This is a genomic window from Streptomyces sp. NPDC001787, assembly GCF_040297465.1.
Taxonomy (GTDB): domain Bacteria; phylum Actinomycetota; class Actinomycetes; order Streptomycetales; family Streptomycetaceae; genus Streptomyces.
On sequence record NZ_JBEOZE010000024.1, the window covers coordinates 44,253 to 70,022 of the forward strand.

26 protein-coding genes and 5 pseudogenes are annotated in these 25,770 nt (G+C 69.3%); 14 read left to right on the top strand and 17 right to left on the bottom strand.

Going from position 1 to position 25,770, the window contains the following annotated elements:
• Positions 1-18: 18 nt before the first annotated feature.
• A pseudogene (locus ABT170_RS40645) lies at positions 19-337 on the top strand (ISAzo13 family transposase); the annotation flags it as partial.
• Positions 338-666: 329 nt separating this feature from the next.
• Here ABT170_RS40645 and ABT170_RS28085 read toward each other — a convergent pair.
• From ABT170_RS28085 to ABT170_RS28100, 4 genes are read right to left on the bottom strand one after another with little or no spacing between them, the layout of a single operon-like run.
• The gene (locus ABT170_RS28085; RefSeq protein ID WP_329941203.1) at positions 667-1,860 is read right to left on the bottom strand and encodes an ABC transporter permease; all 1,194 of its coding nucleotides are present in this window, start codon (positions 1,858-1,860) and stop codon (positions 667-669) included.
• Positions 1,857-2,561, bottom strand: coding sequence for an ABC transporter ATP-binding protein (locus ABT170_RS28090; RefSeq protein ID WP_351871975.1), 705 nt, complete (start codon positions 2,559-2,561; stop codon positions 1,857-1,859). The genes ABT170_RS28085 and ABT170_RS28090 overlap by 4 nt, the downstream gene beginning before the upstream one ends.
• A complete protein-coding gene (locus ABT170_RS28095; protein ID WP_351871977.1) occupies positions 2,558-3,718 on the bottom strand; it encodes a peptidoglycan-binding protein in 1,161 nt (386 codons plus the stop codon). Before ABT170_RS28095 ends, ABT170_RS28090 begins: the two co-directional genes overlap by 4 nt.
• Before the next feature lie 2 nt (positions 3,719-3,720).
• Positions 3,721-4,248, bottom strand: coding sequence for a hypothetical protein (locus tag ABT170_RS28100; protein ID WP_351871980.1), 528 nt, complete (start codon positions 4,246-4,248; stop codon positions 3,721-3,723).
• Positions 4,249-4,437: 189 nt separating this feature from the next.
• Here ABT170_RS28100 and ABT170_RS28105 point away from each other — a divergent pair, with 189 nt between their 5' ends.
• The 3 genes from ABT170_RS28105 to ABT170_RS28115 are packed head-to-tail and all read left to right on the top strand — an operon-like array spanning position 4,438 to position 7,066.
• The gene (locus tag ABT170_RS28105; RefSeq protein ID WP_329941207.1) at positions 4,438-5,094 is read left to right on the top strand and encodes a response regulator transcription factor; all 657 of its coding nucleotides are present in this window, start codon (positions 4,438-4,440) and stop codon (positions 5,092-5,094) included.
• The gene (locus tag ABT170_RS28110; RefSeq protein ID WP_329941208.1) at positions 5,091-6,362 is read left to right on the top strand and encodes a sensor histidine kinase; all 1,272 of its coding nucleotides are present in this window, start codon (positions 5,091-5,093) and stop codon (positions 6,360-6,362) included. Before ABT170_RS28105 ends, ABT170_RS28110 begins: the two co-directional genes overlap by 4 nt.
• Complete coding sequence (locus tag ABT170_RS28115) at positions 6,359-7,066, top strand: hypothetical protein (RefSeq protein WP_351871984.1); 708 nt, start codon at positions 6,359-6,361, stop codon at positions 7,064-7,066. Before ABT170_RS28110 ends, ABT170_RS28115 begins: the two co-directional genes overlap by 4 nt.
• A gap of 202 nt (positions 7,067-7,268) precedes the next feature.
• Here ABT170_RS28115 and ABT170_RS28125 read toward each other — a convergent pair whose 3' ends face one another.
• Positions 7,269-7,763 (bottom strand): cupin domain-containing protein, encoded by a 495-nt coding sequence (locus ABT170_RS28125; protein WP_351871987.1) that lies wholly within the window; start codon positions 7,761-7,763, stop codon positions 7,269-7,271.
• A gap of 80 nt (positions 7,764-7,843) precedes the next feature.
• Between ABT170_RS28125 and ABT170_RS28130 the strand changes: the two genes are divergently transcribed.
• Positions 7,844-8,695: a LysR family transcriptional regulator gene (locus ABT170_RS28130; RefSeq protein ID WP_351871990.1), complete on the top strand. Its 852-nt coding sequence runs from the start codon at positions 7,844-7,846 to the stop codon at positions 8,693-8,695.
• A 1,612-nt stretch (positions 8,696-10,307) separates the two neighbouring features.
• The gene (locus ABT170_RS28135; RefSeq protein WP_351871993.1) at positions 10,308-10,814 is read left to right on the top strand and encodes a hypothetical protein; all 507 of its coding nucleotides are present in this window, start codon (positions 10,308-10,310) and stop codon (positions 10,812-10,814) included.
• A gap of 368 nt (positions 10,815-11,182) precedes the next feature.
• On the opposite strand, the gene ABT170_RS28140 is transcribed toward ABT170_RS28135, so the two are convergent.
• Positions 11,183-11,581, bottom strand: a complete 399-nt coding sequence (locus ABT170_RS28140; protein WP_351871996.1) for a hypothetical protein — start codon at positions 11,579-11,581, stop codon at positions 11,183-11,185.
• Here ABT170_RS28140 and ABT170_RS28145 point away from each other — a divergent pair.
• The 3 genes and pseudogenes from ABT170_RS28145 (at position 11,483) to ABT170_RS28155 (ending at position 13,358) form a co-directional block, all read left to right on the top strand.
• Positions 11,483-11,962: a GNAT family N-acetyltransferase gene (locus tag ABT170_RS28145; protein ID WP_351871999.1), complete on the top strand. Its 480-nt coding sequence runs from the start codon at positions 11,483-11,485 to the stop codon at positions 11,960-11,962. The two genes, ABT170_RS28140 and ABT170_RS28145, sit on opposite strands and share 99 nt — an antisense overlap.
• Positions 11,959-12,462, top strand: coding sequence for a DUF6924 domain-containing protein (locus ABT170_RS28150; protein ID WP_329941214.1), 504 nt, complete (start codon positions 11,959-11,961; stop codon positions 12,460-12,462). Before ABT170_RS28145 ends, ABT170_RS28150 begins: the two co-directional genes overlap by 4 nt.
• 52 nt (positions 12,463-12,514) lie before the next feature.
• Positions 12,515-13,358: pseudogene (locus tag ABT170_RS28155) on the top strand (IS5 family transposase).
• 34 nt (positions 13,359-13,392) lie between these two features.
• Here the strand turns inward: ABT170_RS28155 and ABT170_RS28160 are convergent.
• The 6 genes and pseudogenes from ABT170_RS28160 to ABT170_RS28185 form a co-directional block, all read right to left on the bottom strand.
• A protein-coding gene (locus tag ABT170_RS28160; RefSeq protein ID WP_502970577.1) for an IS5 family transposase occupies positions 13,393-14,240 on the bottom strand; the annotation gives its coding sequence in 2 pieces (ribosomal slippage) (positions 13,393-13,895 and positions 13,895-14,240; 849 coding nt in all).
• A 31-nt stretch (positions 14,241-14,271) separates the two neighbouring features.
• Complete coding sequence (locus tag ABT170_RS28165) at positions 14,272-14,583, bottom strand: hypothetical protein (protein ID WP_351872002.1); 312 nt, start codon at positions 14,581-14,583, stop codon at positions 14,272-14,274.
• Positions 14,584-14,653: 70 nt separating this feature from the next.
• Positions 14,654-15,007, bottom strand: a complete 354-nt coding sequence (locus ABT170_RS28170; RefSeq protein ID WP_329941216.1) for a hypothetical protein — start codon at positions 15,005-15,007, stop codon at positions 14,654-14,656.
• Between the two features lie 117 nt (positions 15,008-15,124).
• Positions 15,125-15,319, bottom strand: coding sequence for a hypothetical protein (locus ABT170_RS28175; protein WP_351872200.1), 195 nt, complete (start codon positions 15,317-15,319; stop codon positions 15,125-15,127).
• A gap of 61 nt (positions 15,320-15,380) precedes the next feature.
• A pseudogene (locus ABT170_RS28180) lies at positions 15,381-15,551 on the bottom strand (hypothetical protein); the annotation flags it as partial.
• A gap of 2 nt (positions 15,552-15,553) precedes the next feature.
• The gene (locus ABT170_RS28185; RefSeq protein WP_351872005.1) at positions 15,554-16,045 is read right to left on the bottom strand and encodes a transposase; all 492 of its coding nucleotides are present in this window, start codon (positions 16,043-16,045) and stop codon (positions 15,554-15,556) included.
• Positions 16,046-16,212: 167 nt separating this feature from the next.
• Here ABT170_RS28185 and ABT170_RS28190 point away from each other — a divergent pair, with 167 nt between their 5' ends.
• Positions 16,213-17,067: a class I SAM-dependent methyltransferase gene (locus tag ABT170_RS28190; RefSeq protein WP_351872008.1), complete on the top strand. Its 855-nt coding sequence runs from the start codon at positions 16,213-16,215 to the stop codon at positions 17,065-17,067.
• Positions 17,068-17,300: 233 nt separating this feature from the next.
• Here the strand turns inward: ABT170_RS28190 and ABT170_RS28195 are convergent.
• A pseudogene (locus tag ABT170_RS28195) lies at positions 17,301-17,707 on the bottom strand (IS6 family transposase); the annotation flags it as partial.
• A gap of 82 nt (positions 17,708-17,789) precedes the next feature.
• On the opposite strand from ABT170_RS28195, the gene ABT170_RS28200 reads away from it, so the two are divergent.
• On the top strand, positions 17,790-18,107 hold the full coding sequence (locus tag ABT170_RS28200; RefSeq protein WP_351872011.1) for a hypothetical protein: 318 nt from the start codon (positions 17,790-17,792) through the stop codon (positions 18,105-18,107).
• A gap of 9 nt (positions 18,108-18,116) precedes the next feature.
• Positions 18,117-18,548, top strand: coding sequence for a hypothetical protein (locus tag ABT170_RS28205; RefSeq protein ID WP_351872014.1), 432 nt, complete (start codon positions 18,117-18,119; stop codon positions 18,546-18,548).
• A gap of 460 nt (positions 18,549-19,008) precedes the next feature.
• On the opposite strand, the gene ABT170_RS28210 is transcribed toward ABT170_RS28205, so the two are convergent.
• The 3 genes from ABT170_RS28210 to uppS form a co-directional block, all read right to left on the bottom strand.
• Positions 19,009-19,806 carry an SMI1/KNR4 family protein gene (locus ABT170_RS28210; protein ID WP_351872017.1) on the bottom strand — a complete coding sequence of 266 codons (798 nt, stop codon included), beginning with the start codon at positions 19,804-19,806 and terminating at the stop codon, positions 19,009-19,011.
• Positions 19,807-21,004: 1,198 nt separating this feature from the next.
• Complete coding sequence (locus ABT170_RS28220; protein WP_351872020.1) at positions 21,005-22,465, bottom strand: oxygenase MpaB family protein; 1,461 nt, start codon at positions 22,463-22,465, stop codon at positions 21,005-21,007.
• Positions 22,462-23,148 carry a polyprenyl diphosphate synthase gene (gene uppS, locus ABT170_RS28225; RefSeq protein WP_351872023.1) on the bottom strand — a complete coding sequence of 229 codons (687 nt, stop codon included), beginning with the start codon at positions 23,146-23,148 and terminating at the stop codon, positions 22,462-22,464. The genes ABT170_RS28220 and uppS overlap by 4 nt, the downstream gene beginning before the upstream one ends.
• Positions 23,149-23,614: 466 nt before the next feature.
• On the opposite strand from uppS, the pseudogene ABT170_RS28230 reads away from it, so the two are divergent.
• Positions 23,615-24,151: pseudogene (locus ABT170_RS28230) on the top strand (transposase); the annotation flags it as partial.
• Between the two features lie 155 nt (positions 24,152-24,306).
• Here the strand turns inward: ABT170_RS28230 and ABT170_RS28235 are convergent.
• A complete protein-coding gene (locus ABT170_RS28235; protein WP_329941373.1) occupies positions 24,307-24,702 on the bottom strand; it encodes a winged helix-turn-helix transcriptional regulator in 396 nt (131 codons plus the stop codon).
• 158 nt (positions 24,703-24,860) lie between these two features.
• Between ABT170_RS28235 and ABT170_RS28240 the strand changes: the two genes are divergently transcribed.
• A complete protein-coding gene (locus tag ABT170_RS28240; protein WP_329941372.1) occupies positions 24,861-25,592 on the top strand; it encodes an alpha/beta hydrolase in 732 nt (243 codons plus the stop codon).
• Positions 25,593-25,770 lie beyond the last annotated feature (178 nt).

Sequence of the window (25,770 nt, forward strand, 5' to 3'; positions counted from 1 at the left end):
CGGGAGCGGGAAGCGGGTCAGCGTGAGCAGGTACTTCCGCACGCGTCGAGGCCACGAGCGTCTGGTGACCCCTGGCGCAGGTGTCCAAGCCAAGCTCACCTCAGCCGACCGGGTCCTGGCCACTGTGCTCCACCCGCGCAATCTCGCAACCATGGACCTCCTGGGTCGGCTCTTCAACACCACCGCCATGACCATCAGCCGCGCAGCGAGAGACGTCCGCCCCCTCCGGTCAGCCCATGGTGTCCACCTTCCCGCCTCGACAGCCCGCTTCCGCACACGGGGAGACGTCGCCGGGTTCGTCGACCACGACAAAACCAAGATCAAACCGACGTGTTGATTTCCGGCAAGCCCTTGGGCGCATGGACTTGGACGCGAAGCGGGATGCGGCACCGTGACGGATCCCGCTTCATGGCCTGGAGCAGCAGATCCTCGGGCAGGGGAACCGCCAGTGACGCGGAGCGCATCGGGTCACCGTCGAGGCTCACAACCGCTGCGGGGACAGTGACCGGATTCCGGGAGTACGCGGTTGTGGTTGTCGCGGAGTCGGAGCGCGGTGGGCGACACGGCATGATGGTCGGCGTCGGCCGGTTCCGCCCCCGGCATGGTGTCCGAGTGGGGCAGAAACCCGCCGGGGCGCTGTCGTCGTGGGGCGAGTCGGCCGATCGCTCAGGCCGACCGCAGGGCGTCCGTCGGAGACGCCCTGGCCGCGCGCATGGCCGGGTAGATGCCGGCGACGGCGGCGACCAGCACGGAGACCACCGGGCCGCCGCCGACCGTGTAGTAGGGGATCGTGGCCGGCCAGCCCTGGGCCAGGGCGTAGCCGTAGACGGTGAGGCTGCCCACGGCCAGGCCGGCGATGCCCCCGATGAAGCCCATGAGTACGGCCTCCAACAGGAACTGGGCCGCGATCTGTCCGCCCCGGGCGCCCAGTGCGCGCCTCAGTCCGATCTCGCCGCGGCGTTCCATCACGCCCACGACCATGGTGTTGGCGATGCCGACGCCGCCGACGAGCAGGGCGACCCCGGCCAGGGAGAGCACCAGCCCTGTGAGGGCGCCCTTGGCCTCGTCCCGAGCCAGAAGGAGGTCGGAGGGGCGGCTGACGGCGACGGTGCTCGGACTCGCCGGGTTCGCGGTGGCCGCAGCGACGGCCTGGACGTCGGGCACCCGCTCCGGGTGGGTGCGCAGGTAGACCGTGGCCGCGGTGCCGTCGGCGCCCAGGTGGGCTGTGGCCCGGGGCCAGCCGATCAGGGCGGCGGTGTCCAGTTCAGGGGCCAGTTCGTTCGGCGCGAGGATGCCGGCGACGGCGTAGGACTGGCCGCCCAGCCAGACCCGCTCGCCGGACGCGGTCACGCCCAGGCGCTGGGCGGCTTGGTCGCCGAGCACGGTGACGGGGAGCCGCTCGCTCGCCCGGTCCAGCCACTTCCCGCTGTGCAGGGAGCCGTGCAGGACGTCGAGGAGATTCGGCCGAGCGGCCAGCACGGTGATGCTGCCGGTCTGCTGCTCGGGAACCAGATTGTTGCGGTAGACCTCCGCCTTGGTGGCCCCGACCGCGGTGACCTGCTGCACCGGGGCGATGTTGCCGAGCATCTTCTCGGCAGTGGACGGCAGGGGTACGAGCTGCTGCGTGGAGTCCTTCCCGGCGGCGACGGTGATCAGGTTCGAGCCGAGCTGGTCCAGGCGGGCCAGCAGGTGGGCCTGGTTGGAGGAGGAGATACCGGTGACGGCGACGACGGCGGCGATGCCGAGCGAGATGCCGAGGGCGGACAGGGCGGAGCGCGTCTTGCGGGTGCGCGGACCGATCATGCCCAGGCGCAGCAGGTCGACCGGGCGCAGCCGAGTGCGGCGGGTGCGGGTGCTCATCGGACGACTCCCGCCGTGTGGGGGCTGCTTTCGTCGAAGTCGATCCGGCCGTCCCTTATGCCCACCCGTCGGGGGAAGGAGGCGGCGAGTTCACGGTCGTGGGTGATGACGATGACGGTGGTGCCGTTGGCGTTCAGGGCGCGCAGCAGCTCGACGACTGCCGTGCCCGAGGCGCTGTCCAGCGCCCCGGTGGGTTCGTCGGCGAGCAGCAGCGCGGGCCGCCCGACGAGGGCGCGGGCGACGGCGACGCGCTGCTTTTCGCCGCCGGAGAGCTGGTCGGGGCGGTGGCCCAGGCGGTGTTCGAGGCCCACCTCGTGCAGGGCCTCGACGGCGGCGGTGTGCCGCCGCGCCGCCGGGGAGCCGCTGTAGAGGAGGCCGGTGGCGACGTTCTCCACCGTCGTCAGTCCCGGCAGCAGGAAGAACTGCTGGAAGACGAAGCCGATGCGGTGGGCGCGCACCGAGGCGAGTTCGGCGTCCGACAGGCCGGACAGATCGCGTCCCTCGAAGCGCAGCCGCCCGGCGCTGGGCCGGTCCAGTGATCCGAGGAGGGCGAGCAGGGTCGACTTGCCGGAGCCGGACGGACCCACCACGGCGAGGAGTTCACCGGCGTCGACGGTCAGGTCGAGGCCGTGCAGCACGCGCAGTGGCGGGGAACCCGGGTACTCCTTGGTGACGGCGGTCAGCTCCAGTACGGGTGTCACTTGGGGATCACCACCCGGGTGCCGGCCTTGACACTCCCGGAGATCTGCGCCTGGGCGTCGGCGATCAGACCTAGCTGCACCTTGACCAGGCGGGTGTCCGTGCCGTCGACGACCTTGACGCCGTAGCCGCCGCCGTCCAGCGCGAGCAGCGCGGTGACGGGCACGATGAGTGCGTCGCTGACGCTGTCGCCCACGACGGTGACCGTCACGGACGACGGCCCGGCCTTCCGTGCCTCCTGCTGACTGTCCAGCGCGATGGTGACAGTCGTCTTCTGCTGATCGGCGCCGACGCCCCCTCCCCCGCCTTCGCCTTCGCCTTCGCCCTGACCGCTGGAGCCGCCGCGGATCAGGGAGCGGACGCGTCCGGTGACTGTGCTGCCGTCGGACAGCCTGATCTCGACCTTGCCGTCGGGTTTGAACCGGGACAGCTGGTTGTCGGCGGGCCGCACGGTGGCGACAAGGCTGGTGCCGCTCACTGTCATGACCGAGGCCGTTCCCAGCGGCGCGCCGAGCTGTATGCCGAGCTGCCGCACCTGCACGCTCGCCTGCGGCAGCATGACCACGCTGCCGAGCATGACCGTTCCGGTCTGCTTCACCCCCAGGGACTTCTGCCACCGCTTGATCGCGGTCTCGGTGCCTTTGGTGAACTTCTCGTCGACGGCCAGACCTAGCCCGTCGGCGTACCCGAGGTCGACCAGGTTCCGCTTGAGCTGTTTGACGTCGGGGCCGTTGCCGGCGCCCGGTCCCAGATCGCGCCACAGAGGCCGGTTGCCGCGCATCAGCACGACGGCGCTGCCATCGGCCTCGTACAGCTTTCCGCCGGGCCTGATGACGGTGCCGACGGCGGGGAGCGCGGTGACGGTGCCCCGCCCGGCGGCGACCACAGACGTCGGCTCGTCGTAGCCGAGCGTCCCGGCGATCTGGATGCCGCTGGACAGCGACCCCTTCTGCACCGCGACGGTGCCGTACTCGACGGGCGACCGCCCGGCGGCGGACTCCTGGCGTTCCCACGGGCGCGTCACGCCCAGGACCGCCGCGCCGGTGATCGCGGCGGTCAGGACGAACGGCACGACACCCTTGCGCCGCTTGCGGAGCCTGCCCACCACGGCGGGGCCGGACTCGGCGGATGCCTCGTTGGGCCTCTCGGTACGGGACATGGTCACGAGCCGATCCGGTAGCCGGGCATGGGCAGCTTGCCGCACGCGGGTTGGATGGCGTCCCACTTGGCCCCGTCGAACGACTGCGCGGTGAAGACGAGGATGCCGTCCTTCGGATCGGGGTCGGGCATGTCCGGGTAGCCGTTCTTCCTGCCGCACGCCACGAAGGCGCGCGCCATGTCGACGAACTTCTTGCTGTTCTTCTTCTGGACCTGATGGATGCCGGGATTCTTCCTGTCGCAGACTTTGGCCGCCTCGTCGTAACCGCCGCCGGGGCCGGAGCCAGTGTCCGTCGCGGGGACGGCGATGTTGCCCTCCTTGTCGAGCAGGACCTGGGTCTGACCCTGGGTGTGCATGCAGCTCACCCAGGACTGCTTGATCGCGGCGTCGTCCTGCGGCTGGCCGGTGTCCGAACCGTCGTCCCCGGCGACCTTGGGGGCCGCGTCCTGTGACTCGGAGCAACCGCTCATCACCAGGACCGCGGCCACGGCGGTCGCCGTTATGAACGTCCGCCCGATGCGCTCGCGCATGTTCTGCTCCTCGCTGATCTCGACGATGACGCCGATCTCGACACCGGCGTCGGAACCGTTCTACGCAGCCCCCGGTGAGCCACGCGTGATCGTCTGCCTAACCCCTCGCTAACGTGCCCGGCGGCATCCTGGACCGGGTCGGGGCCGAAACCCGACGTCACCCGGCCGGAGAGGCGGAGTAAGGACGACATGCGTGTGCTCATCGTCGAGGACGAGGAAGAACTGGCCGCGATGCTCGCGGAGGGCCTGCGCGGCGAGGGGATGTCCTGCGACGTCGCCCACGACGGTGTTCGGGCGCTGGAGATGACGGCCGCCGCCGAGTACGACGTGCTGGTGCTCGACCGGGATCTGCCCCAGCTGAGCGGCGACGTCGTCTGCCGGGCACTGAACGCGGCCGGATACCCGGCGCGGATCCTGATGCTCACCGCCGCGGGCGCCCTGGCCGACCTGGTCGACGGCCTCGGCCAGGGTGCCGACGACTACATGTCCAAGCCCTTCTCGTACCTGGAGCTGGTCGCCCGGCTGCGCGCGCTCGCCCGCCGCGTCGCCCCCGGCACCGCCGCCACGGTGCTCAGCCGTCACGGCATCAGTCTGGACACCGTCCGCCGTGTCGCGGAGCGCGACGGGCGCCCGCTCAAGCTGACCCCCAGGGAACTGGGCGTACTGGAGCTGCTGCTGGCCGAGGACGGCGCCCCCGTCACCGCCGAGGAACTCAAGGACCGGCTGTGGGATGCGGCGCTGGACCCCGCCACCACCGCGATCCGGGTCACAGTGCACACCTTGCGCCGCAAACTCGGCGAGCCGCGGCTGATCAGCCACACCCCCGGCTACGGATACCGGCTGTGACGGGACCGAAGCCGGGGCGCACGGTCGCCCGCCGCGCTCTTCTGCACCGGCTGCCCCTGCGCGGGCGCCTGACCCTGGTGACCACGGTGGTCTTCCTGATCCTCGGCAGCGGGCTGGTCCTCCTCAACTGGCTCAGCGCCCAGCAGCTCATCGAGGACAACCGATACCTCGTCGTCCCCGCCGTACAGACCGTGCCCGTACAACCGGTCGATCCCGCCGTGCCGAACACCACCGCGGCGCCCCTGCCCGCCGACCCCGCCCTGCCGGACACCGGCGTGGCCCAGGCGCCCCTCACTCCTACCGAGGGATTCGAGGACTTCCAGGACCAGGTCCTGAAGCAAGTTCTGACGCGGTCAGTGCTTCTGCTGCTCGTCTTCACCGCGCTCGCCGCGCTGCTCGCGTGGTGGGCGGCCCGCCGCTCGCTGCACCGCCTCACGCAGGTGACCGCGGCAACCCGCCGCATCAGTACCGGCAGCAGCCTGGACGAACGGCTCGACCTCACCGGCCCCCACGACGAGGTCCGCGAACTCGGCGACACGTTCGACGCCATGCTCGACCGGCTGGACCGCAGCTTCGACGCGCAGCGGCAGTTCACCGCCCACGCCTCGCACGAACTGCGCACCCCCCTCACCCTTCAGCGCACGGCGCTCGAGATCCCCCTCGCCCAGGGGCGTGTCCCCGACGACCTGAGACCCGCCTTCCGCAGCGCCCTGGACGCCAACGCCCGCACCGAGCGCCTGATCGTGTCCCTGCTGACCCTGGCCCGCGGCGAGAGCGGCACCCGGACGTCGCACCCGGTCGACCTCGCGGACGCCGCGCGGGACGCCGTGACGGAGCTGGCCGAGGAGGCACGGGCCGCCAAGATCCGCATCACCACGACGCTCGCCCCGGCGCCCGTCGTGGGCGACCCCGCACTGCTGGCCCAAGTAGCGGTGAACCTGCTCGCCAACGCGGTACGGCACAACCACCCCGGCGGTACGGCGACGATCACCACCGTCACCCTGGGTGGGCGCGCGTTCCTCAAGGCCACGAACAGTGGGCCGGTCCTGGAGCAACGGGACATCCCCGCGTTGTTCGAACCCTTCCATCGCGGCCACGGCCGCCCCGGCAACGGGCTCGGGCTCGGCCTCGCCGTGGTCCGCGCCATCACGCTCTCCCACGGCGGCACGATCACCGCCACCCCACGCCCCGGCGGAGGCATCACCGTCCGCGTCGACCTGCCTCACCGGGTCCGCGATGCGGCCTCCACCGTGGACTCGGATCTGTGAAACCGCACCGCCTGGCGTCCGCGCCGGCCGCCTCCCTGCCGGTGACGGTCCTCGTGTCGTGCGATGCCTCGACAAGGGCGACGACCGACGGGACGTTGACGACGATCGCCGTCAACGCCGAGGTCTACTCACTCGACCGTGACCGGCCGGGGGCGGAGGCGTTCGCCCACGACGCCGACGAGCCCCCCTCCCCCATCGACGTGCTCGACCGCGCCGATCCCCGACCGTCCGGCGCTGTTCCTCGACGACCTCGGCCACACGGTGTGGACCAACACAGCCTGGGGCCGAGAGCCGCAGGGAGCGGAGCAGACGATCGCGACGCGCAGGGCGGCATCCACGGGCGTGATCCCGAGAGCGCCGCCTCAACGGCCTGCTGCTCGAAAGCAAGCACCGGCAGAACAGACGTCACGTCATGTCGCACGGAGACCCCGGACCCCCATGCACGGGGTCTTCTGCTGCCGGAACTCATCAACGGCGCCGTGTTCCTGGTGCTCGCCGCCGTACGTCATCCCCGTGACGTACGGCGGCGGGCGATGGCCTACACGGCCACCCCGGCCGGGACGGCCGGCCGCAAGAGAGGATCTGCCCCCATGGCCGAGGCCGAGGCCGACCGTCCGCGGCGAACAGTCCACCGGGCTGCCCTGCTCCAGCACATCGAGGAGCTGCGGGGCGCCCTCGGCCACGCGGTCCGCCTGCTCTCATGATGTGGGTGCCGGTGCCAGGGGCGAGGGATCCGTCAACGATCCGACCGGCGACCCGGTGCGCAAGCCCTGCCTGGATGAGCCGGTCGGCGTTCCTTCGCGACATGCGCGACCGGACGCCGGTCGAGGACGACACGGCGCACCAGCAGGCATCTGCCGTGAAAGGTCAGCCGGGGCGGGCAGCCGGGGTGTTGGCCCGCCGGCTTCAGGCGAAGTCGGTCGCGGGCTCGGTGGCGTAGCGGCTCATCGTGTGAACGGCGGCCTGAGGTGTCAGCGGCCTGCCGTCGGCGGTCATGCTCCGGAGGTCTCGGAAGTACTGCACATACAGGTCGGGGGTGAACATGCTGAGCATGACGGCGGGTCGGTCGGCCAGGTTGGCGAAGGTGTGCGGGGCGCCTCGCGGGACCATCACGAGTGTGCCCGCGACCGCGTCGTATTCCTTTTCCCCGACGGTGAACCGCACCGTGCCGGAGATGATGTAGAAACCCTCCTCGTGCTGGGCATGGCGGTGCTGCGGCGGTCCGGGGGTGTGCGGGGCGAGCACGGACTCGGCGATCCCCAGGCGGTGCCCGGTGTGGCTGCCGTCTTCGAGGACGCGCATACGCGTGGTGCCCATGACGATCGTCTCGCCGTCGTCGGGGCCGACCACCGATACGGCGGGGCCGGCCTGCGGTTCACTGGTCTTCGCTTCGTCGGTCATGCTCCAAGTGCACCGCCAGGGCTCTGCGAGTGTCCAAGACCTGTTACGGCACGCCGATACCTTGCAGGTATCGTCGCAGCGTGGAGCTACGTACCCTGCGCTACTTCGTGGCGGTCGCCGAGGAACTCCACTTCGGCCGGGCCGCCACCCGCCTGCACATGAGCCAGCCGCCACTGAGCCGGGCGATCAAGCAGCTGGAGACAGAGATCGGTGCCCTGCTGTTCACCCGCTCGCAGGCCGGCGTCACGCTCACCCCTGCGGGGGTGCTGCTGCTCGACGAAGCACGGGCCCTGCTCGACCAGGCCGACCGCGTCCGCGTCCGCGTGGCCGCGGCGGCAGGCGCCGCGACCCTCACCATCGGCATCCTGGGCGACGGCACCGACCCCGGCGTCACCAGGCTGGCGGCTGTCTACCGCCGACGCCACCCCGGCGTCGACATCCGCATCCGCCACACCGACCTGACCGACCCGACCTGCGGGCTACGCGCCGGACTGGTCGATGTCGCCCTGACCCGTGCGCCGTTCAACGACACCGCTCTGACGGTGCGTGAGCTGCGCACCGATCCGGTCGGTGCCGTACTGCGCACCGACGATCCACTGGCCCGTCGCGACTACCTGAAGCTGGCCGACCTGTCCGACAGCCGTTGGTTCCAGTTCCCGCAGGGAACCGACCCGATCTGGCAGTCGTACTGGAATGGCGGCAAGCCGCGCGAGGGCCCTGTGGTGCGCGTCGTCCAGGAATGCCTGCAGGCCGTGCTCTGGAACAGCACTGTCGGCTTGGCCCCACTCGGGCACGACCTGCCCGAGAACCTGATCGCGGTTCCGCTGGTGGACATGGCACCAAGCCGCGTGGTCGCGGTACGGAACGACGGCGACACCAACCCGTTGGTCCACTCATTCATCGAGGTCGCGATGGCCGCGTACCGCCAGTGAGCGCCTACAGCCCCAGCCGGGCCCGGCCCATTGCTCAATGAGCCGGCCGCGCGCAGCAAATCCATTCGGGGGTCTCCGAGGCAATCGGTGCCGCCACGGCTCGTGAACAACTCGAACGCGATGGCCCCCAGGAGTGCCGCCCGAAGTCGTGAACGACTGATGCCCGTAGTCGTGGACGTAGCCAGGAAGGCACCCACGGCGAATGGGGCCACGAGCCCGGGCTCTCTGAGAGCACCAGCGTGGCGTACTCGCGGGGTTCGAGATCGACATGATCGAGATCCGCGATCCCGAGCCGGTCCTTGGGCCTGTCCGACGAAGCGCTGCGCGGCCTCGGCTCGCACTGCTCCAGACCGCTCTGCTGGAGCCCACGGCAGAGCACAACCTCCGCACCGTGCTGACGTTCCACCAGTGGGCCGAGAGCGCATGTGCGTACACGGAGAAGCTGCCGAGACCGCAGCCGAGCCACCACCCGCCTCCCACTACCCTCGTGCCCCTCTACTGCACCGTCTCGCCGAGGAACCGCACAGAATCAGGTGGAATGCCCTACCTCCAGCAGCTGGCTCTTCCCTGACATCCGGCCAGGAACCAACCCTCCACAGGTCCTCTCGCCCGAGCGCTCACTGTCCACGGCATCCGCGTCCGGGCATCCCGCACGACCGCGTTGATCCGACTCGCTCAGGGCATGCCACCCGCGATCCTCGCTCCGCCGATCGGCACGCACAACGTCACCGCACCGCAGTGGCGCACACGAACCGCCGGCCGTTGAACCGGCGGGACGGACGTCACGTCATGTCGCAGAGAGACCCCGGGCGGTGGCCCGAATTCCCGTGCTGTCGGCGTCGTGCGCGCGGGCCAGGTCGAGACCCGGCTCCCGGACGGTCCGCTCGGCGGCTCCGGGCCCGGGGCGGCCAGGTGGCCGCCTGTGCCCACCACTCCCCCGACCGCCATACGGGAGGCCAAACGCCGCCGCCCGGCCTGGTACGAGCGGCCGGGGACCTCGGCCTCGGCCTTCGGCGGAATGCGGGTCCCGGCCCGCCAGAACGTTGCGTCGGTCCTGCCGACACCGTCCAGGTCACGGTCGGCCAGGATCTTCCCGATCCTGGCCGCCAGCGACTCTGCGGACCTCCACCTGTGTATCGAACTTGCTCTGCCCGCTAGCGGTCGTGCCCTCTCAGGGGGTCGTGCCCTCTCAGCCGTGCTGTCGATGGCCGGGCACCCAGCACCCAGCACCGGACACACCCGCAAAACAGGTGATGTATGCATAGATTCCGACGATTCCGGAGCACTTGTGGATGGAGAATCCGGTGTGGCGACGCAGCAAAGTCGGCAATTCAGCAGGGCGGGTGGAAACCGACCGGGAAGGGCCCACTCGACTGATCTGACCTGCGGCTTCGGGACGACTGATTGCCAACTGGCCTGCGTCTCTCTTGCCAACCACGGAGCGTCAGAACGCTCTGACCATGGAGCTCGGGGCCGCTGATGGGCCGACTGTGCCGCATTGAGCACATCCGGTCGGAGACGGCGGGATGCCGGCGGCTACGGTGAGGTGAATCGCTGGGCTGAACAGGGAGTACTTATGGGGTCGGTGGCGAGAGAACGGCTGTGTGACTGGTTGGTCAGCAAGGACACGGTGTGGGTCCACGGCGACCGGATCAGCGACGGCCGCGTTGCTCTGGACATGCGGTTGATCGACGGTCTCGACCCGGACGTGTTGCACAAGGACGGACAGTGGCGGATCCGCAAGCACACCTTCCCGGTGCATCTCGGTGACGATCACCCCGACCTCACCGACGTACTCCCGGCCCCGGGTCCCGGCTGGTGCCCGGTGAGGTGGTCGAACTGGTCCACGGGCGGTGTGCGGATCGGCGCGGTCGACGGGCAGCCGGTCGCAGTCGACCACGCCTGGCTGTCCCGCCTCCCCGATGGCTACCGTCTCGAAAGCTCGCCCGATCACGACATGCTGCGGATCGTCACCACGGAGCCCGCACCTGCCCTCCTGGCCGGATCCGGTACCCCGCAGCATCTGGTGGTCGGCGTGGTGGTCCCTGTGAACACCACGACCGCGCAGGCCGGGGACGGCGTGCTGCGGGCCATCGTCGATGAACTCAGCGCACCGTAGGGTGCCGGTGCGAGCGGTTCAGGGCTCGGTGCTGATGCCCTGGCATCCGGGCCCGAGCCCACGCCGCCTCGCCCGTGGCCGGGGCAGCTTCCCGGGGGCGGCCTGCTGTCCGGAACGGGCCGCGGGCACGGCCCGCATCCCCGCACGCAGCGGTATCAGCATCGGCGGGGAGACCGAGCCTGCGGCGCGCGTCGGCCGGTAACCCGCCGCCACGGCAGCGAGCGCCCCCGCGGTCTCCGGGCTGATCCCGGACAGCGCGGTAGTCAGCACGTCGATCGAGTGCTGTGCGGACGCTCACAGCCGGCGGTTCGGACCGTCGAGTCGCCGGGCGGCATGAAAGGAATCGAGGCGGGCTGCGCGCCCTCTGCTCATCCTGTCGGCGCCCGAGGGTGCAGGTGTTGGTGCGCGGCGCGTTCCTGTTCCATGGCGCGGTGCAGGTGCCACAACGTTACGGCGGGAAGCAGACCGCCGAGCCGGGCAGCCGCCCTCAAATCCTCCACAGCACCGGCCAGAGAGGTCCTGGCGACGTTCCCCGGCTCACCGGTCCGAGCAGGAACATCAGCAACGACCGCTTCGAAGAGATCGGCCAGATCGGCAATCCCCGGATCCTCCGGCACCTCCCCACCCCACCCCGCCGCCGCGTCACCGAGCTGAGCAACACAAGGTTCGTGCACGCGGCCTGCCTCGACGGTGAACTCGTCGGAATCGGCGAGCTGAAGATCCGCAACCTGGCCCACCGCCAGGGCGAGATCTCCTATCTCGTGCATCCTCGAGTGTGGGGGCGAGGCGTGGGCACAGTCATCGGCAGGGAGCTTCTCAGCAGAGGGTTCGGGCTGATAGGACTGCACCGGATCTACGCGACCTGCGATCCACGCAACGTTGCATCGGCCCGGGTGCTGGGCAAGCTCGGCATGACCCACGAGGGCCGACACCGGCACACAGCGCTGATCCGGGACGGCTGGCGTGACTCCGAAGTCTTCAGCATCCTCGACCAGGAATGGGCGCACCGGCGAACGCGTCGATCGGGACACCGGGCATGGAGGTCGGCAGGGACAGGCGGGTCGCAGCTTTGCCGTCTAGGACGTTTCTTCTGGATCACTCCCGCAGGAGCTGGTTGTCAGTGCGGGGTGGGAGAGTCCTGGGCATGACGTTGCCGGAGAATCTTGAGCGAGTGCTGCCTGAGATCGGACGCGACTTGCTCGACGTTCTCGTCATCAGGACCGACTTCAGCGACGACGAGGCGTGGAACACGGTGGTTGGGGAGTTGCACCGGCCGTGGGGGCCAGACGGTGAGTTTGCCGCAGCAGTTCAGCTCATCGATTCGCCTGCTTGGTCAGGAGCAACGGCCGACGAGGTTCTTGCCGCCGTGGTGGATGAGGACCTGATTGTCGTCTTCCTCGCTGACCGCGGCACGATGAAGTCGCCGGCGCGGGCGTTGCTGGTTCTGTCGACCGTCTGGGAAGATGTGAGTGGCCTTGACCCCGTCTATTACCAGGAACTCATCGAGTCGCCGGACCCCAGGGAGTTTCGAGCCCTGCCCGCCGCGGTGCACGGCGTCCAGATGGACCTGGTGCTCGGCAACGTGGACTTCGCAGAGTACGCCGGGGCTGCTTCCGCAGAGCCTGATCAGGTACTGCGGCCTGTCTGACCGGTACGGCGGGCGGCCGTTGCCTCTGCAGATGTGAGTCGTTCGTTGGGGCATGTCGTTGAGTGATGCGCAGTGGGTGCGGATCGAGCCGTTGCTGCCGGACCGGACGCCGAGGGGGGCGGGCGGTGGCGGGATCACCGGCAGGTGATCGACGCGATTGCGTTCAAGTACCGCACCGGTATTCCGTGGGTGGACCTGCCTGAGCGCTTCGGTTCGTGGAAGGGCGTCCACAACAGGCTGCGGAAGTGGGCAGCTGACGGCACCTGGAAAAGGGTCTTCACGAACCTCCTCGCCCAGGCTGATGCCGAGGGCGATCTGGACTGGGTCGTCGCGGTGGACTCCACGGTCGTTCGTGCTCACCAGCACGCGGCCGGGGCCCGCAAAAAGGGGCCCTGGTCAAGGAGCCGGACCATCATGCAATGGGGCGGTCTCGTGGTGGGCTGACAACGAAGATCCACCTGGCGGCCGACAGCCGCTGCCGCCCGCTGGCCTTCGTAATTACCCCCGGCCAGGCTGGTGACGCCCCGGCATTCCCGGACGTGATGACGGGGATCCGGGTGCCTCGACGGGTCGGCAGACCCCGAACGACGCCCACCGCGGTCCTCGCGGACAAAGCGTATTCGTCTCGCGCGATCCGCACCTACCTGCGACATCGCGGGATCCGTGCGGTGATCCCCCAACCCGCTGACCAGGCAGCGAATCGCAAGCGGCTCGGCAGCCGCGGTGGGCGCCCTCCGGCGTTCGCGCGCGAAGCGTACAAACAGCGGAACACGGTCGAGCGGTGCATCAACAGGATCAAGCAATGGCGCGGCCTGGCCACCCGCTATGACAAGACCGCCACCATCTACCTCGCGGCCCTCCACCTGGCAGGCATCTTCGTGTGGTCAGCAAGGTGATCCGGAGGAAACGGCCTAGGCAGTTTCTCTCGGATCATCGCGCTGACCAGATGAAGATGGCTGCGACGTGGAGTCCGGCGAGGTAGACGGTGGCGGTCTTCTCGTAGCGAGTGGCAATCCCTCGCCACTGTTTGAGGCGGTTGATGCATCGCTCGACGGTGTTGCGCTGCTTGTATGCCTCGCGGTCGAAGGCGGGCGGCCGGCCGCCCTGGCTGCCCCGACGGAGCCGGTGGCCCTGCTGGTCGGCTGGTACCGGGATGACCGTCCGAATCCCTCGCCGTCGCAGGTGTTCGCGGATGGCCCGGGAGGAGTACGCCTTGTCGGCCAGAACCATGTCGGGCCGAATCCGGGGACGCCCGACACGTCGGGGGACGCGCAGTCTCGCCATCACTTCAGTGAAGGCGGGCGCGTCGCCAGCCTGTCCGGCCGTAAGCACGAAAGCCAGCGGCCGGCAGTTGCCATCGGCGGCGAGGTGGATCTTCGTAGTCAGCCCGCCTCGGGAGCGGCCGATGGCGTGGTCCGCTGGCTCGTCGGCTGGAGCCCCTTTTTGCGGGCTCCAGCCGCATGCTGATGTGTCCGAACGACCGTGGAGTCAACGGATACCACCCAGCTCAGGTCCTCATCAGCGTCCGCCTGGACCAGCAGGGTGGTGAACACTCGCTCCCAGGTCCCGTCAATCGCCCAGTTCCGCAGACGGCTGTAGGCGCCTTTCCACGAGCCGAACTCCGCGGGCAGATCCATCCACGGAGATCCAGTCCGGTACTTCCAGGCGATCGCGTCGATCACCTGCCGGTGATCACGCCACCTTCCCCCTCGGCGGGGAGTCCGGTCCGGCAACAGGGGCTCGATCCTGGCCCACTGGGCGTCGGTCAACACGCTCAATACAACGAGGGGTCGCCTGCGCCGCAACGCCTCAGAACCCAGCCATGGACTTGTCGAGCACCCCGCCCAGCGCACCGTAGACGCTGCAGCGGACCGAGTGCTTCGCCCTGCGACGCAGCGTGAACCCCACGAGGAACGACAACGCGAAGAGACCGCCGAGAACCGTCGCTACGAGCGGGTTGTAGACGAAGTACACGAAGCACGCGACTCCGGTCCAGACCAGGATCGGTAGGAGTGAGCCGCGCAGCACCGTCCCGAACCTGATCCGTTCCGGCCCCGACGGCAGCACTCGTCCTTGCCACACCTCGATGTGGTTCCCGGTCACACAGTGCTCAGGTCGCATGAAGCCATCACACCACCAACAGCTCGGGGCTCACGCAGTGATCCGTAAGAAACTGCCTAGGTCTCGGTACTCACCACTCCGGGACCGTGACCCCTGCCGCCGCGAACGGGTCCAGCAGCACCCGGTACTGCTCCTCCGTCAGTTTCGTACGCTTGCAGACAGCACGCGCGGCGATCGAGCAGGCGGGTTTGATGTCGAAGCAGAGATGCGGGCGGAAGGCGTCCAGTTCGTCGGTGCGGCGGCGGAGAGCGGTGCGGACAGCACGTTCGATCGCGGAGTTCTCCGACGCGGAGACCCTGGTCGCACGGCTGGCATCGCGGCCGCCCCGGCTCCAGCGGTCAAGGGAGTCCTCGTACAACACGGCGAGCGCCGCCGGCGGCAGAGCCGTGGACTCCTCGATGAACCGTGCAGTGACTGCCTCCATGCCCCATCCTTCCCAGATCTCGGCCAGGGCACCCACACTACGGCCCGGATCTGACAGCCCACACCACTCCCAGCATTACTGGGCTTGACTCTGTCCGGGATCTTGAAGTCGCAGAGGTCAGGTGCCCAGGGTGCGCCAGGAGTTCGTGCGCGGAATCCTGCGCTGGTCGAGGTGGTTCTGGAAGGCGGTCGGCCGGCAGGGCATGGAGGTTTCCCCAGTCGGGGACAGTGCGCTGAGGCGCTCGATGTTGACAGCGATGGCCGTCTGGAGGTGCTGGACGTGGGCCTTTCCCTGTCCTCTGTAGCGGCACACCGCAGCCGTGTCCGTGGGTGAACTCGTTGACCGTGCTTTCCGCGCCGGAGCGGACCGCGTATCGGGCCTTCCACTCGGGCGTCTGCTGCTCGGTGCGGATGCGGAGCTGCAGATCACGGAGCTCGCGCGGCGGGGGGAGAGAGAAGCCGACGGTGCGGACGCTGCCGGCGGTGCTGGTGCACCGGGCACGAGCCGGGCAGGGACGGCACTGGTTCTTGGTGAACCGGGCCACGATCAGCGGGTCCGCGGTGGGCGATGAGGTCGGATAGGGCTGTGCCAGCCCGTTCTGACCTGCCCCTGGCGTAACGGGCCGAGGTGTCGTAGGGGGAAACGATCGCGGAGGTCGATCAGCGCACTGTGCTGAAAGCCGGGACCGTCCAGCTCCATGGCCACCGCATATTTGACGTCGATTCGGCAGCGGACCGCCTCGGCGGTCCGCCGGTCCGACGGGCCGAGCAGGAATTGCAGCACACATACGGTTGCCAGCTGCGCGGGCGAGAGCGCCAGATGTCCGTCCCGGGGGTACCAGTCCACGAAGTCCTCGTCGTGCCACAGCCCGTCCAGCCGGTCACGCACCCATATCGCCGTCGTGCCGACCGGGTTGCTCGCCCGCGCGACCTGCGCGGTCAGAGGCGGAACGTGCTCACCAGGACGGGGCGCAGGGACAACGGGCTCCTCGACAGCTTCGTCGGTCGGCGGAACTATCCGAGCGTGCCCGTTGATCATGCTGCCGCAAGGGGAACTCCAAGATCCCCGACAGAGTCGAGGTAAGTGCGAGTTTCCGGTCTGCCCAGGCTGCGGGATCACAGGATGCCCAGGAAATATGAGGTGTGCTGCCCCCGCGTCTCATACCATCGGCCACCACCGACCCGCCGAGTATCACCAAGGACTCTGTGAATCTCTCCGATCTCCGCGCCAAGGCCCCCTCGCTCGCGGCCGGCATGGCCGCCGCCGATCACAGCCCGGACAGCCAGCTGTCCCAGACTCGCCACCGCGCCGCGCTCGTGGCGGGCTGGCACATCGCGCCAGGTTCAACTGTCCTCGAACTGGGCTGCGGCCAGGGCGACATGACCGCCGTGCTGGCAGAGGCGGTCGGGCCCAAAGGGCGCGTGGTGGCCGTCGACGTGGCCGAGCCCTCCTACGGGGCGCCGGTGACGCTCGGGGAATCGGCAGCCCGGCTCGCGGCGGGCCCCCTCGGGCCGCGCATCGACTTCCGCTTCGGCACCGATGTCCTTGACCCATCAGTGGACTTCCCCGAGAGTTCCTTCGACCACGTGGTGCTCGCACATTGTTCCTGGTATTTCGCATCGCTTGGGCAACTTCGAGACACACTGGCCCGGGTACGGCCGTGGGCGCGGCGACTGTGTTTCACCGAGTGGGACTTGACGCCTGCGTCTGGTGGCCAGTTGGCGCACCTGCTCGCCGTGCTGATCCAGGGGCAGATCGAGGCCGCAGGGTCGCACGGTCAGGGCAACGTCCGCACGCCCTTTTCCCGTGAGGGGATGCTGCGTCTCCTGTCCGAGGCCGGCTGGACGGCCGAAGGCAGCGGGGCGGTCGATACCGAAGAGCTTCAGGACGGTGACTGGGAAATCGCTGCTTGCCTCGACCTGGCCGGAACGGAGGAGCGTCTGGCCACACTGCCCGAGGCGGTACGACAGCTCGTCCTGAGCCAGGTCGACGTTCTCCGGGCCATCGCCAAGCCGCGCGACAACCGCGCGCTCGCCGCATACTGGGTCACCGCGCGCTGACATACGTCCCATCGGCCGCTCGGTCAGAGTCCAGTGAGATCGGCTGCCTCCAGGCCGGGGATGGTGGAGGGTGTCCGTGATCGAGGTACAGCAGAGCATGTAGGGCCTCTGCGTCGCCATCGGCGACGTGGAGGCAGAGGAGGGGTAAGAGGGGCGCTGTCAGGTTGTTGAGTATGTCGGGGCCTGGCGGGGCGTTGGGGCCTGGTGGGGCCTGCGGTCCGGGCCTGTGGTCGGGCCGTGGTGGGCCGGCCGGCAGCGCCGGTGATCTGGTCCCAGATCACGAAGCGGACGGTCATCTCGGCTCGGTGGTCGGAGGCTTTCACCAGGTAGCAATGAGGGCGGAAGTGGGGTGAGATGCCGCCGAACGCGGACAGGAACCGCTGGGCCCGCCGACGGAGCGGAATCCCTTCATGGCACGTTCCCGCTTCCGCGTGGGCTGATGACTGTTCTCCACCCGGTTGTTCAGGCCCTTGTGGGAACGGTGTTCCACCGAGGGCATGACCTCACGGTGCGCCGCGCCGCAGGAACGGAGCCTGTCGGTGATGACCACCCCCGGCACCGTACGGGTCTTCTTCGGGCGGCGGAAGAAGCGTCCTGCCGCGGCCTTGTCCCTGCGGCTCTGCAGGAGGATGTCGAACATGTTGGCTCCCGAGACCGGCGGAGAAGCCGCTGCGGGAGGACAAGGCGCGCGCTCAGGCCCGCGCCACGAAGGGTAGGACGTCATGTCGATCGCTGTGGAGCCCGCCGCCCCCGAGTACGTCTGGACGGCCGACAACGCCCTCATGCTCGCCCCGCGCGGCATACCGTCGGCCACCCACCCCGTACAGCTGCACCTCCCGGGCTGTCAGGAGCCAGGCGGGCACTGCCTGGTCACCCACGGCATCCTCGCCTCCGAAATCAGCATCACCCGGCCCAAGGCCACCCGCGCGCTCCAACACCACGGGGTCGCGCGCATGGTCTCAAAGGAAGGCAACGGCACCTACCGGCTCAGCTCCCTGATCGCCGCAAAACCGATTGCCCGCGGTACCCGCACGGTGTGACATGTGGGCATGAGCAGAATGGCGCAGGTCATCGTGTTGGCGCGGTACGAGGACGAGGTGATGGAGCCGCTGACGCGGCCGGACGAGTCCCGCACCTGGAGCGGCTGCTTCGAGCAGATCCCCTGGTTCGTAGGGGGCTGGCACATCGAGTTCGAGCGGTGGTTCCGGCGCCGCGGCGTGCTCAAGGACCTGGAGTCCCTGCCGTGGAACGAGCCTTCCTGTGTACAGGTCATGCTGCACGACGAGGACGACGACCTGTTCGGACTGTGGATGTTCCGCGGCGGGGCCCTCGTCGAGGTGGGCATCCCCGGCACCCAGCGGGTGCACATCGCTGCCCCGCCGGGGGAAGCGAACCCCGGCTTCCTGGTCCAGACCGGCCTGGGCAGAGGAGAGGACCGGCACTCACCAGAGCACGTACAAGACCCGCGGTCGTGCTGGTGACCCGGACCGGACCGGGGCCGGACAGGCACTGAAGTCGCCGTGCCAGTCCTGCCCAGGGCCGTACCGGTTTCATCCGGCTCCGCAGTGATCGGCCGGACAAGTCATGGCTGCCAACCGCGTCGCTACCGCGTACATCGTTCCCCTTCAGGGCAAAGCCCACGTCAGCGGCACGTGGCGTAGGCAGCGGTAGCACCAGCGGAACCGTTTTGTTCTGATTCTCCAGAACACGGGCAGGTGGCCTGCCCGGGAGGCGCGTATATCGTTCCTGACCCTCCTCCAGCAGCTCGCCGCCCACCCGCGTCATCAGCGCACCGTGGTGAGACACGCCAGTTCTGCCCTCTGGAGTCCTCGATGAGCGAACAGCCGGCCCCCACCTCCCGGCAGCTGGAACCCGCGAATCTGGACCGATCGCGATCGAACTTGGATCGGATCCTGCGTAGCCTTGGCCGACAGGCATCGTTCACTCGTTCACGCGGTAATTCATGAACCAGTGGGTGTCGAAGTAGCGGGCCATTGTGAACGGGTGGTCTGGTTCGAGGAGGATGCGGCAGACGAACTCCGCAGTCGGGCAGTCGAAGGGGACTGTCTCGCCGTCGAACATCTGAACTGTGACGGGCCAGCGGTCGGGGTCTGCGTCGTCAGTCTGCCAGCAGTACAGGTTCTCGTGCTCGGTTCCCGCCCAGATGAGCAGGCCGTCCTTCCTGAGGTCGGTCCACGGCTCCTGGTTCAGGCCGAGGTAACCGTCGAAAGAGCCTTCCCCGAACGTCTCCACCATGCGTTTGTAGTCACCGGGGAGACGCGTACCCACGCGGTCCTCGATCTGCGCCCAGTCGATGCCCGGCCGCTGCGGAGGCAGGGTCCAGCCGGTGATGCCGATGAGTCTCTCGACCCAGTCCTCGTCCTGGCCGGCCACCCCCGCAGGGGCCGCCGGCACCCGCCGCGGGGCGATCACCAGTACCGGCAGGACGTCCCCTTGACCGTCCTGTGCGGTCCCCGCGCCGATCCACTGTCCTCCATGGGCCCAGGCCACTATCGTCTCGCCCCGGCCTTCGAGAAGGTCGAGGAGACCCGCGCCATGAGCCTCGTCCACGCCCAGGTCCGTGACCCCGTCCAAGGCCAGGGTCCGTGGTGCCCCGTGGCGGCAGGCCAGCTTCTCGACGAGCGCATGTGGGTCGGTATCCTGCGACAGGTACAGAAACCCGCTCGGTTCGGTGAGCCGGGCCAGCAGGTCGTCAAGCATCGAATGTGTGAACTCCATGAAGGACAGGAAAGCGCACTCCACCGACAAGGGGCCCGAGATCCAACTCCGATAGCAATCGGTCTGGGCGCCTCGTTGTTCGGGGGACGCCGTGAGAGACAGCGCGGTGACGCTCGTGTCGAGTGCGGCGAGAACTTGGAGAAGGCCCCGGAGTCCTGGCTGAGACACCAGCCGCAAGGTAGGTCGCGGGTAGTGGACGAGCCCCGTTTCCCTGCTGCTGAACATCGTTGGTCTGATCGAGGGCGGCCCCACGCCGGCCTCGTCGAACACGGCCGCACACCGACGGGCTTCACCAGCGGAGCCGCCCCGGTCACGGACGCCGCGCGAAAGCCGTCCTCGAAACCGCCGATGTCGGTGCTCCGGCAGACGAACGACTCAGAACACGCCATGGGTCTCCTTGAAATGCCCGCATCTCACCCACTGGTCTCCGCCCACACCGCCGTGGTCGGGGAACTTCATCCGGCAGGGATCGTCGCCGCAGCCGCAGATGTGCGGGGTCGGCGGGGGTCCAGTTCGGCCAGGCAGGGACGGCCGACCCAGTCGCGTTCCTCGGGAAAAAGGTCCGCGCCCGAGGAGCGTACGAGGCCCGCGGCCTCGCGCCGGGCTTCGATGAGGAGGGCGCCCGCCTCGGCCAGGGTCCGGTTCTGGGCTTTCGTTCTGTCATTCCAGGTTCACGGATACCGTCCTACCAGGGATCGCGGACCGATCCCCCGCAGCGCGCACGCGCGTCCGCCGGACGGGGACGGCCAGGGGTGGGGCGGTCTTGTGGGGCGGTCTTGTGGGGCGCGGGAGAACGCGGAGTGGCCCTGGTGTCCGGGCCGTGTGTTTGCGACCGCGGCGCCCCAGCTCGCTGGCCCTCGCCGGTTCGACCGGCTCACGGACGAGACGATCGCGCGGAGCGTACGAAGTGGGCGCCGGGCATTCTGCGGGGTCTCGCACGAACAGGTGCGGTTGCCGGCCGAGCGGCAGGCAGGGGACGACCCGTCGGTCGGCTGACGACGGTCTCCCGTGCGATAGCCGGGTCGAGCCGCTGGCTCAGGCCGAGGTCACACGCCCGTTCCTCCAGCCTGAACAGCGGGGCCGAATCGACGGCCTTCAGCTCGCGGGGCAACGGCTGATCGAAGTCCCTCGCCCCATGCTGCCCGACGGCATCCCACGACGAGGAGCCGACCCCAACGTGTCATTCCGTCAGGAGTTCTTAGGCATCGGCGAGGAGGGGGTCGTACGGGGTGCCCGTGCGGCGGCCCGCCATGAAGGAGAGGAATCCGCCCACGAAGGCGCTCCGGCCGTAGGCGCCGTCGGTGGCGAGGTCGCGGTGGAAGGCGGTGCGGAAGAGGGTTCGGTACTCGTCCGCGTCGATGCTCCCGTTGCCGTCTTTGTCGGTGGCGTCGAAGAGGACCTCGGCAACGCGGATGAGCGCGGGTCCGGCGAGGGAGGGAACGGCGGTGGCGTACTCCTCGGCGCTGACGCGGCCGTCGCCGTCCGTGTCGAGAGCGGCCTGGAGCTCACGCCACCAGGCGGCGAAGGCGTCGTAGAGCCGGGTCTCCTCGGGTTCGTCCAGGTCGAGGCGGGTGGAGAGTTCACGTGCCATGGCGGCGAGGTCGGGCCAGTCGAGGTGGCCGTCGCCGGTCTGGTCCAGCACTCGGCGGAAGAACTCCTCCGCCGAGCGTCGGTTCTCCTCTGTGCCCGCCGAAGGGGCAGGGCCGGGGTTGGTGTCACCGCTCAGTGGTGTGAGGAGGCGGAGCAGGGCCGATGCCCGCTTCATGCGGGCGCGCAGGGCGGAAACAGTGCGGGCGCGGGGGTCGTCGCTGTCGGGCGAGAGCGAGAGGGCTTCGATGATGCTCTCGGCGTTGATCCATCCCTCGGGCAGGAATCGGGTGAGCCCGGCGGCGAGGTAGGCGCCCTGCATGAGGGTGGGGGCGCCGGGCATCGCGGGCAGGCCGGCCCGGCGCCGGTAGGGCTCGGGGAGCGAGGCGACGGTGATCGCGCCGAGGAGTGGACCGACGACAGCGCGGCCCGCCGCCCACAGTGTGGGCGCGCCGTCGAGCAGCGCAGGGGCCGGCAGGTGGTCGAAGAGCCGGTAGAGGATGACGCGGGCCGCCTCGGTGTTCTCCAGTTCGTTCTCGACGACCCGGTCGAAGTATCGCCAGAAGTCGTTCAGGTCCTCGGGGAGTTCCGCGGCGTCGCCGTCTAGCGTGGCGAGGAACGCGCGGTACTCGGCGTACATCCGCTCCATCGTGTCCTGGTCGAGCGGCTGGCCGCTCAGCCTGCACATCGTGACGGCGCTCTCAAAGAGGGTGGCGACCACCCAGGCGCGGGTCGCGCGGTCCATCGCGTCGTAGGCGCGTCCTCGGGAGTCCGAGCCGTTCATGCGGGTGTGCAGCCGGTTGAGTCGGGCGGCCTCCCGTTCGCGTACCGCTGGGTCGGTGCCGAACATGCGCCGCATGCTGAGGAAGGTGTTGCGCAGCCGGCGCCAGGGGTGGGCGACGAACGTGGAGTTGTCGACGAGGGCGGCGCCGATCTGCGGGTGAGCGGCCTCCAGCACGGTGGCGCGGATCATGGCCAGGGCCCAGCGCGGGTCGTCGAAGAAGGCGCTGAACTGCGATTTCGGTCCGAACAGGGAGGCCTCGTCGGCCGTTCCCGTGGTTTCGGTGGTCATGCTGGGTCTCCGTTCGTCCGGGCGGGCACGCCGCCGAAGCGGCGGTCGCGGCGCCGGTAGGTGTGCAGGCAGGCGAGGAAATCGGGAGCCCGGAAGTCCGGCCAGAGCACCTCGGGGAAGACCCACTCGGCGTAGGCGACCTGCCAGAGCATGAAGTTGGAGATGCGCTGCTCACCGGAGGTGCGGATGACCAGATCCACATCGGGGGTGTCGGGGAAAGGCAGGTGGTCCGCGAAGAGCCGCTCGCTCACCTCGTCGGCGGACGTCCCGCTGCGGATCAGCGACCTTGCGGCCTCGACGATGTCCCGACGCCCGCCGTGATCGAAGGCGACAGTCAGCGTCATCCCCCGGTTGTCGGCGGTCAGCGTCATCAAGTCGTCGAAGTCCTGGGCCAGTTCACGGGGGATGCGCGGGTCGGTGACCCCGAGGAAGCGGCAGCGGATGCCGCGCGCGAGCAGCAGCGGCGCATGTTTGCGCACAACCCGGCGCACCAGACGCATCAGGAATTCGACCTCGGTGCCAGGGCGGTTCCAGTTCTCGGTGGAGAAGGCGTACAGGCTGAGCCACTCCACGCCGACGGCCCGAGCCGCCTCGATGACGTCGATGACGGCGGTCTCCGCGGCCCGGTGACCCGCCGTACGGGGAAGCGAACGCCGCTGCGCCCAACGGCCGTTGCCGTCCATCACGCAAGCCACGTGCCGTGGCCCCGCACGCGCCGCCCCTTCGTCCCCCCGCTGCCCGCCCGGTCCGCCACCGCGCTGTCGCCCGCCCGGCCGGTCCTCCGCCACCGCGCGTGCGCGCGGCACGCCGTGGTCCGTCACTCCCTGCTCCGCCCCGTCCGGAGCGACACCGCCGGCCGAACCACGCTCGGTCACTCCCACCCTGCCCCGCCGCCCCCGCCTCGCCCACGCCCTACCGGCGCGTTCCCTCCCGGGAGTCTGGCAGCGCGAAAGGGCCCCGACCGGCCGAACGAGTGCCCGTCACCTTTGACTCGTACGATCGAATCCGTCCGAGTGCTGAGGCTTGTCTGAATGATTGATCTCGTGGCAGGTCGAGGTGAGTTGACGGACGCGGCGCGGTAGCGAACAGATCCCCTGTTGCCGCGAGTGGACGGGCGTGGCCGTCCGTGGCGTGATCACCGGCAGGTTCCGGTCCCGAGGCGGGCTGACGACCAAGGCCCACCTCGCCGTCGACGGCCGGGGCCTGCCCTAGTCCATCGTGCTCACGCCCGGCAACGTCAACGATGCCACCGCGTTCGGCGAGATCCTCGACGGGATCCGTATCCCGCGCGTCGTCACGGGGCGCCCGCGCACGACGCCGGAGCGCGTGCTGGGCGACAAGGCCTGTTCGAGCCGGGCGATCCGCCACCTGCCTCGGCGCCGCAGAGTCGCGGAGTCCCGGAGTCGCGGAGTCGCGGAGTCGCTGCCGCGATCCCCGAACGCCGCGTCCAGGCGGCCAACCGCCAACACCGAGGGCGCCTCGGCGGCCGCCCGCCCGCCTTCGACAAGGAGACTTACCGCGACCGCAACGTGGTCGAACGATGTTTCATCCGCCTCAAGCAGTTCCGCGCGATCTCGACCGGATTCGACAGACTCGCCGATCGCTGCGGCGCCGGAATCGTCCTGGCCTCCCTGATCCTTCGGCTCCGCGAACCAGCCAGGCGATCATTTGTCAGACACGCCCTGAGGCCTGTGTGCGGTCGTGATCAGTATGCGTATCTCGCTGCCTTGGTGAGGCTGGTCGCGGTAGAACGCAGGGCGTGGCACGGCGGCAGTTCACCGATGACCAGAGCAAGCTCATCGAGCCGTACCTGCCGGTCGGTGAGTGCGGCCGGGGTGGGGTCAGGCGGACGGGGTGTCGGGGCGGGCGTCGTACACGGCGCGGGCGGCGTCGATGTGCGTCAGGTGCGTGACGCTCCACTCCAACAGGGGTGCGGTGGCTGTGCGGAGGGTCCTGCCCATCGGAGTGAGTTCGTAACTGACGTGCGGTGGCATGACGTTGAGGACGGTCCGTGTGAGGATCCCGTCGCGTTCCAGGCCGCGCAGGGTGACGGTGAGCATGCGCTGGCTGATCCCGTCGACGGCCCGCTTGAGTTCGGTGAAGCGGCGTGGTCCCTGGCTGAGGTTGCGCACGATCAGCAGCGACCACTTGTCGCCGACGATGCCGAGCACTTCACGGGCCTGGCACGGGTCCTCCGGCTGTGCCGGCCGCGGCTCGTCGCCCGCTGCGCTGCTCATGGTTACCTCCAGAGAACCGGGGCACGCAAATGTGCCTTATTGATCGGGGCGCGGCATGTGCAGCACGATGATGACGGTTCCTGAAGAGTACCGAGGCACAAACAGGAACCGCGATGTTTCCCCTGCCTCCACGCCCCGAAGAGGAAGAAACTTCCCCCATGTCAACTTTTCTGTTGGTGCACGGTGCCTGGCACAGCGGCCGGTGCTGGGAGCGGGTGGTCCCGCTGCTGGAGTCGGCCGGACACCGCGTGTTCGCGCCCTCGCTGACCGGCTACGGCGACAAGGCACACCTTCTCGGCCCCGAGGTGGGGCTCGACACGCACGTCGAGGACGTCGTGAGGCTGATCCACGAGGAGGACCTGACCGAGGTGGTGCTCGTGGGTCACAGCTACGCGGGGCTGGTCGTCTCGTCCGTGGCCAACGAGGTACCGGACCGGATCGCGCATCTGGTGTATCTGGACGCGATGGTCCCTGAGCACGGCGAGACCGCCGTCGACGTGCAGCCCATGACCCAGAACCTGATCGACCTGGCCGCCGAGTCCGACAACGGCTGGCGCATCCCGCCGCTGCCCGAGTTGCCTCCGCCCCTCGGTCTGTTCGGGGTCACCGACCCGGCGGACGTCGCATGGCTGCGTGCGACGCTTTCCGACCAGCCGGTGCGCTGCCTGCGGCAACCGGTCCGGCTGGACAACCCCGCCTTGGACTCGGTTCCGCGTACGCACATCCACTGTGTCGGCGCAGAGCCGGAAGGCATCGTGCGGCGGCCCGTCCCCGCGACACAGCCCAACGGCTCCCCGGCACGGATACGGGAGCTGCCGACCGGACACGACTGCATGATCACCATGCCGTCGGACCTGAGCGAGCTGCTGCTTGAATCCACCCTTCGGTAGCGTCCGGACGTAACCGCGGCGGCGAGCCGGAGAAGACCCGCCACCGTCGGACAGTGAACCCGGGCCACGAAGCCGCCCGCTTCGCGAAAGAAAGCGGCATAGGGCTGCACCAAAGGCGAACGTCAGACCGCACGTTGCCAGCCCAGCCTCGTCCCCGGCGCGCGGACTCACCCCCAAG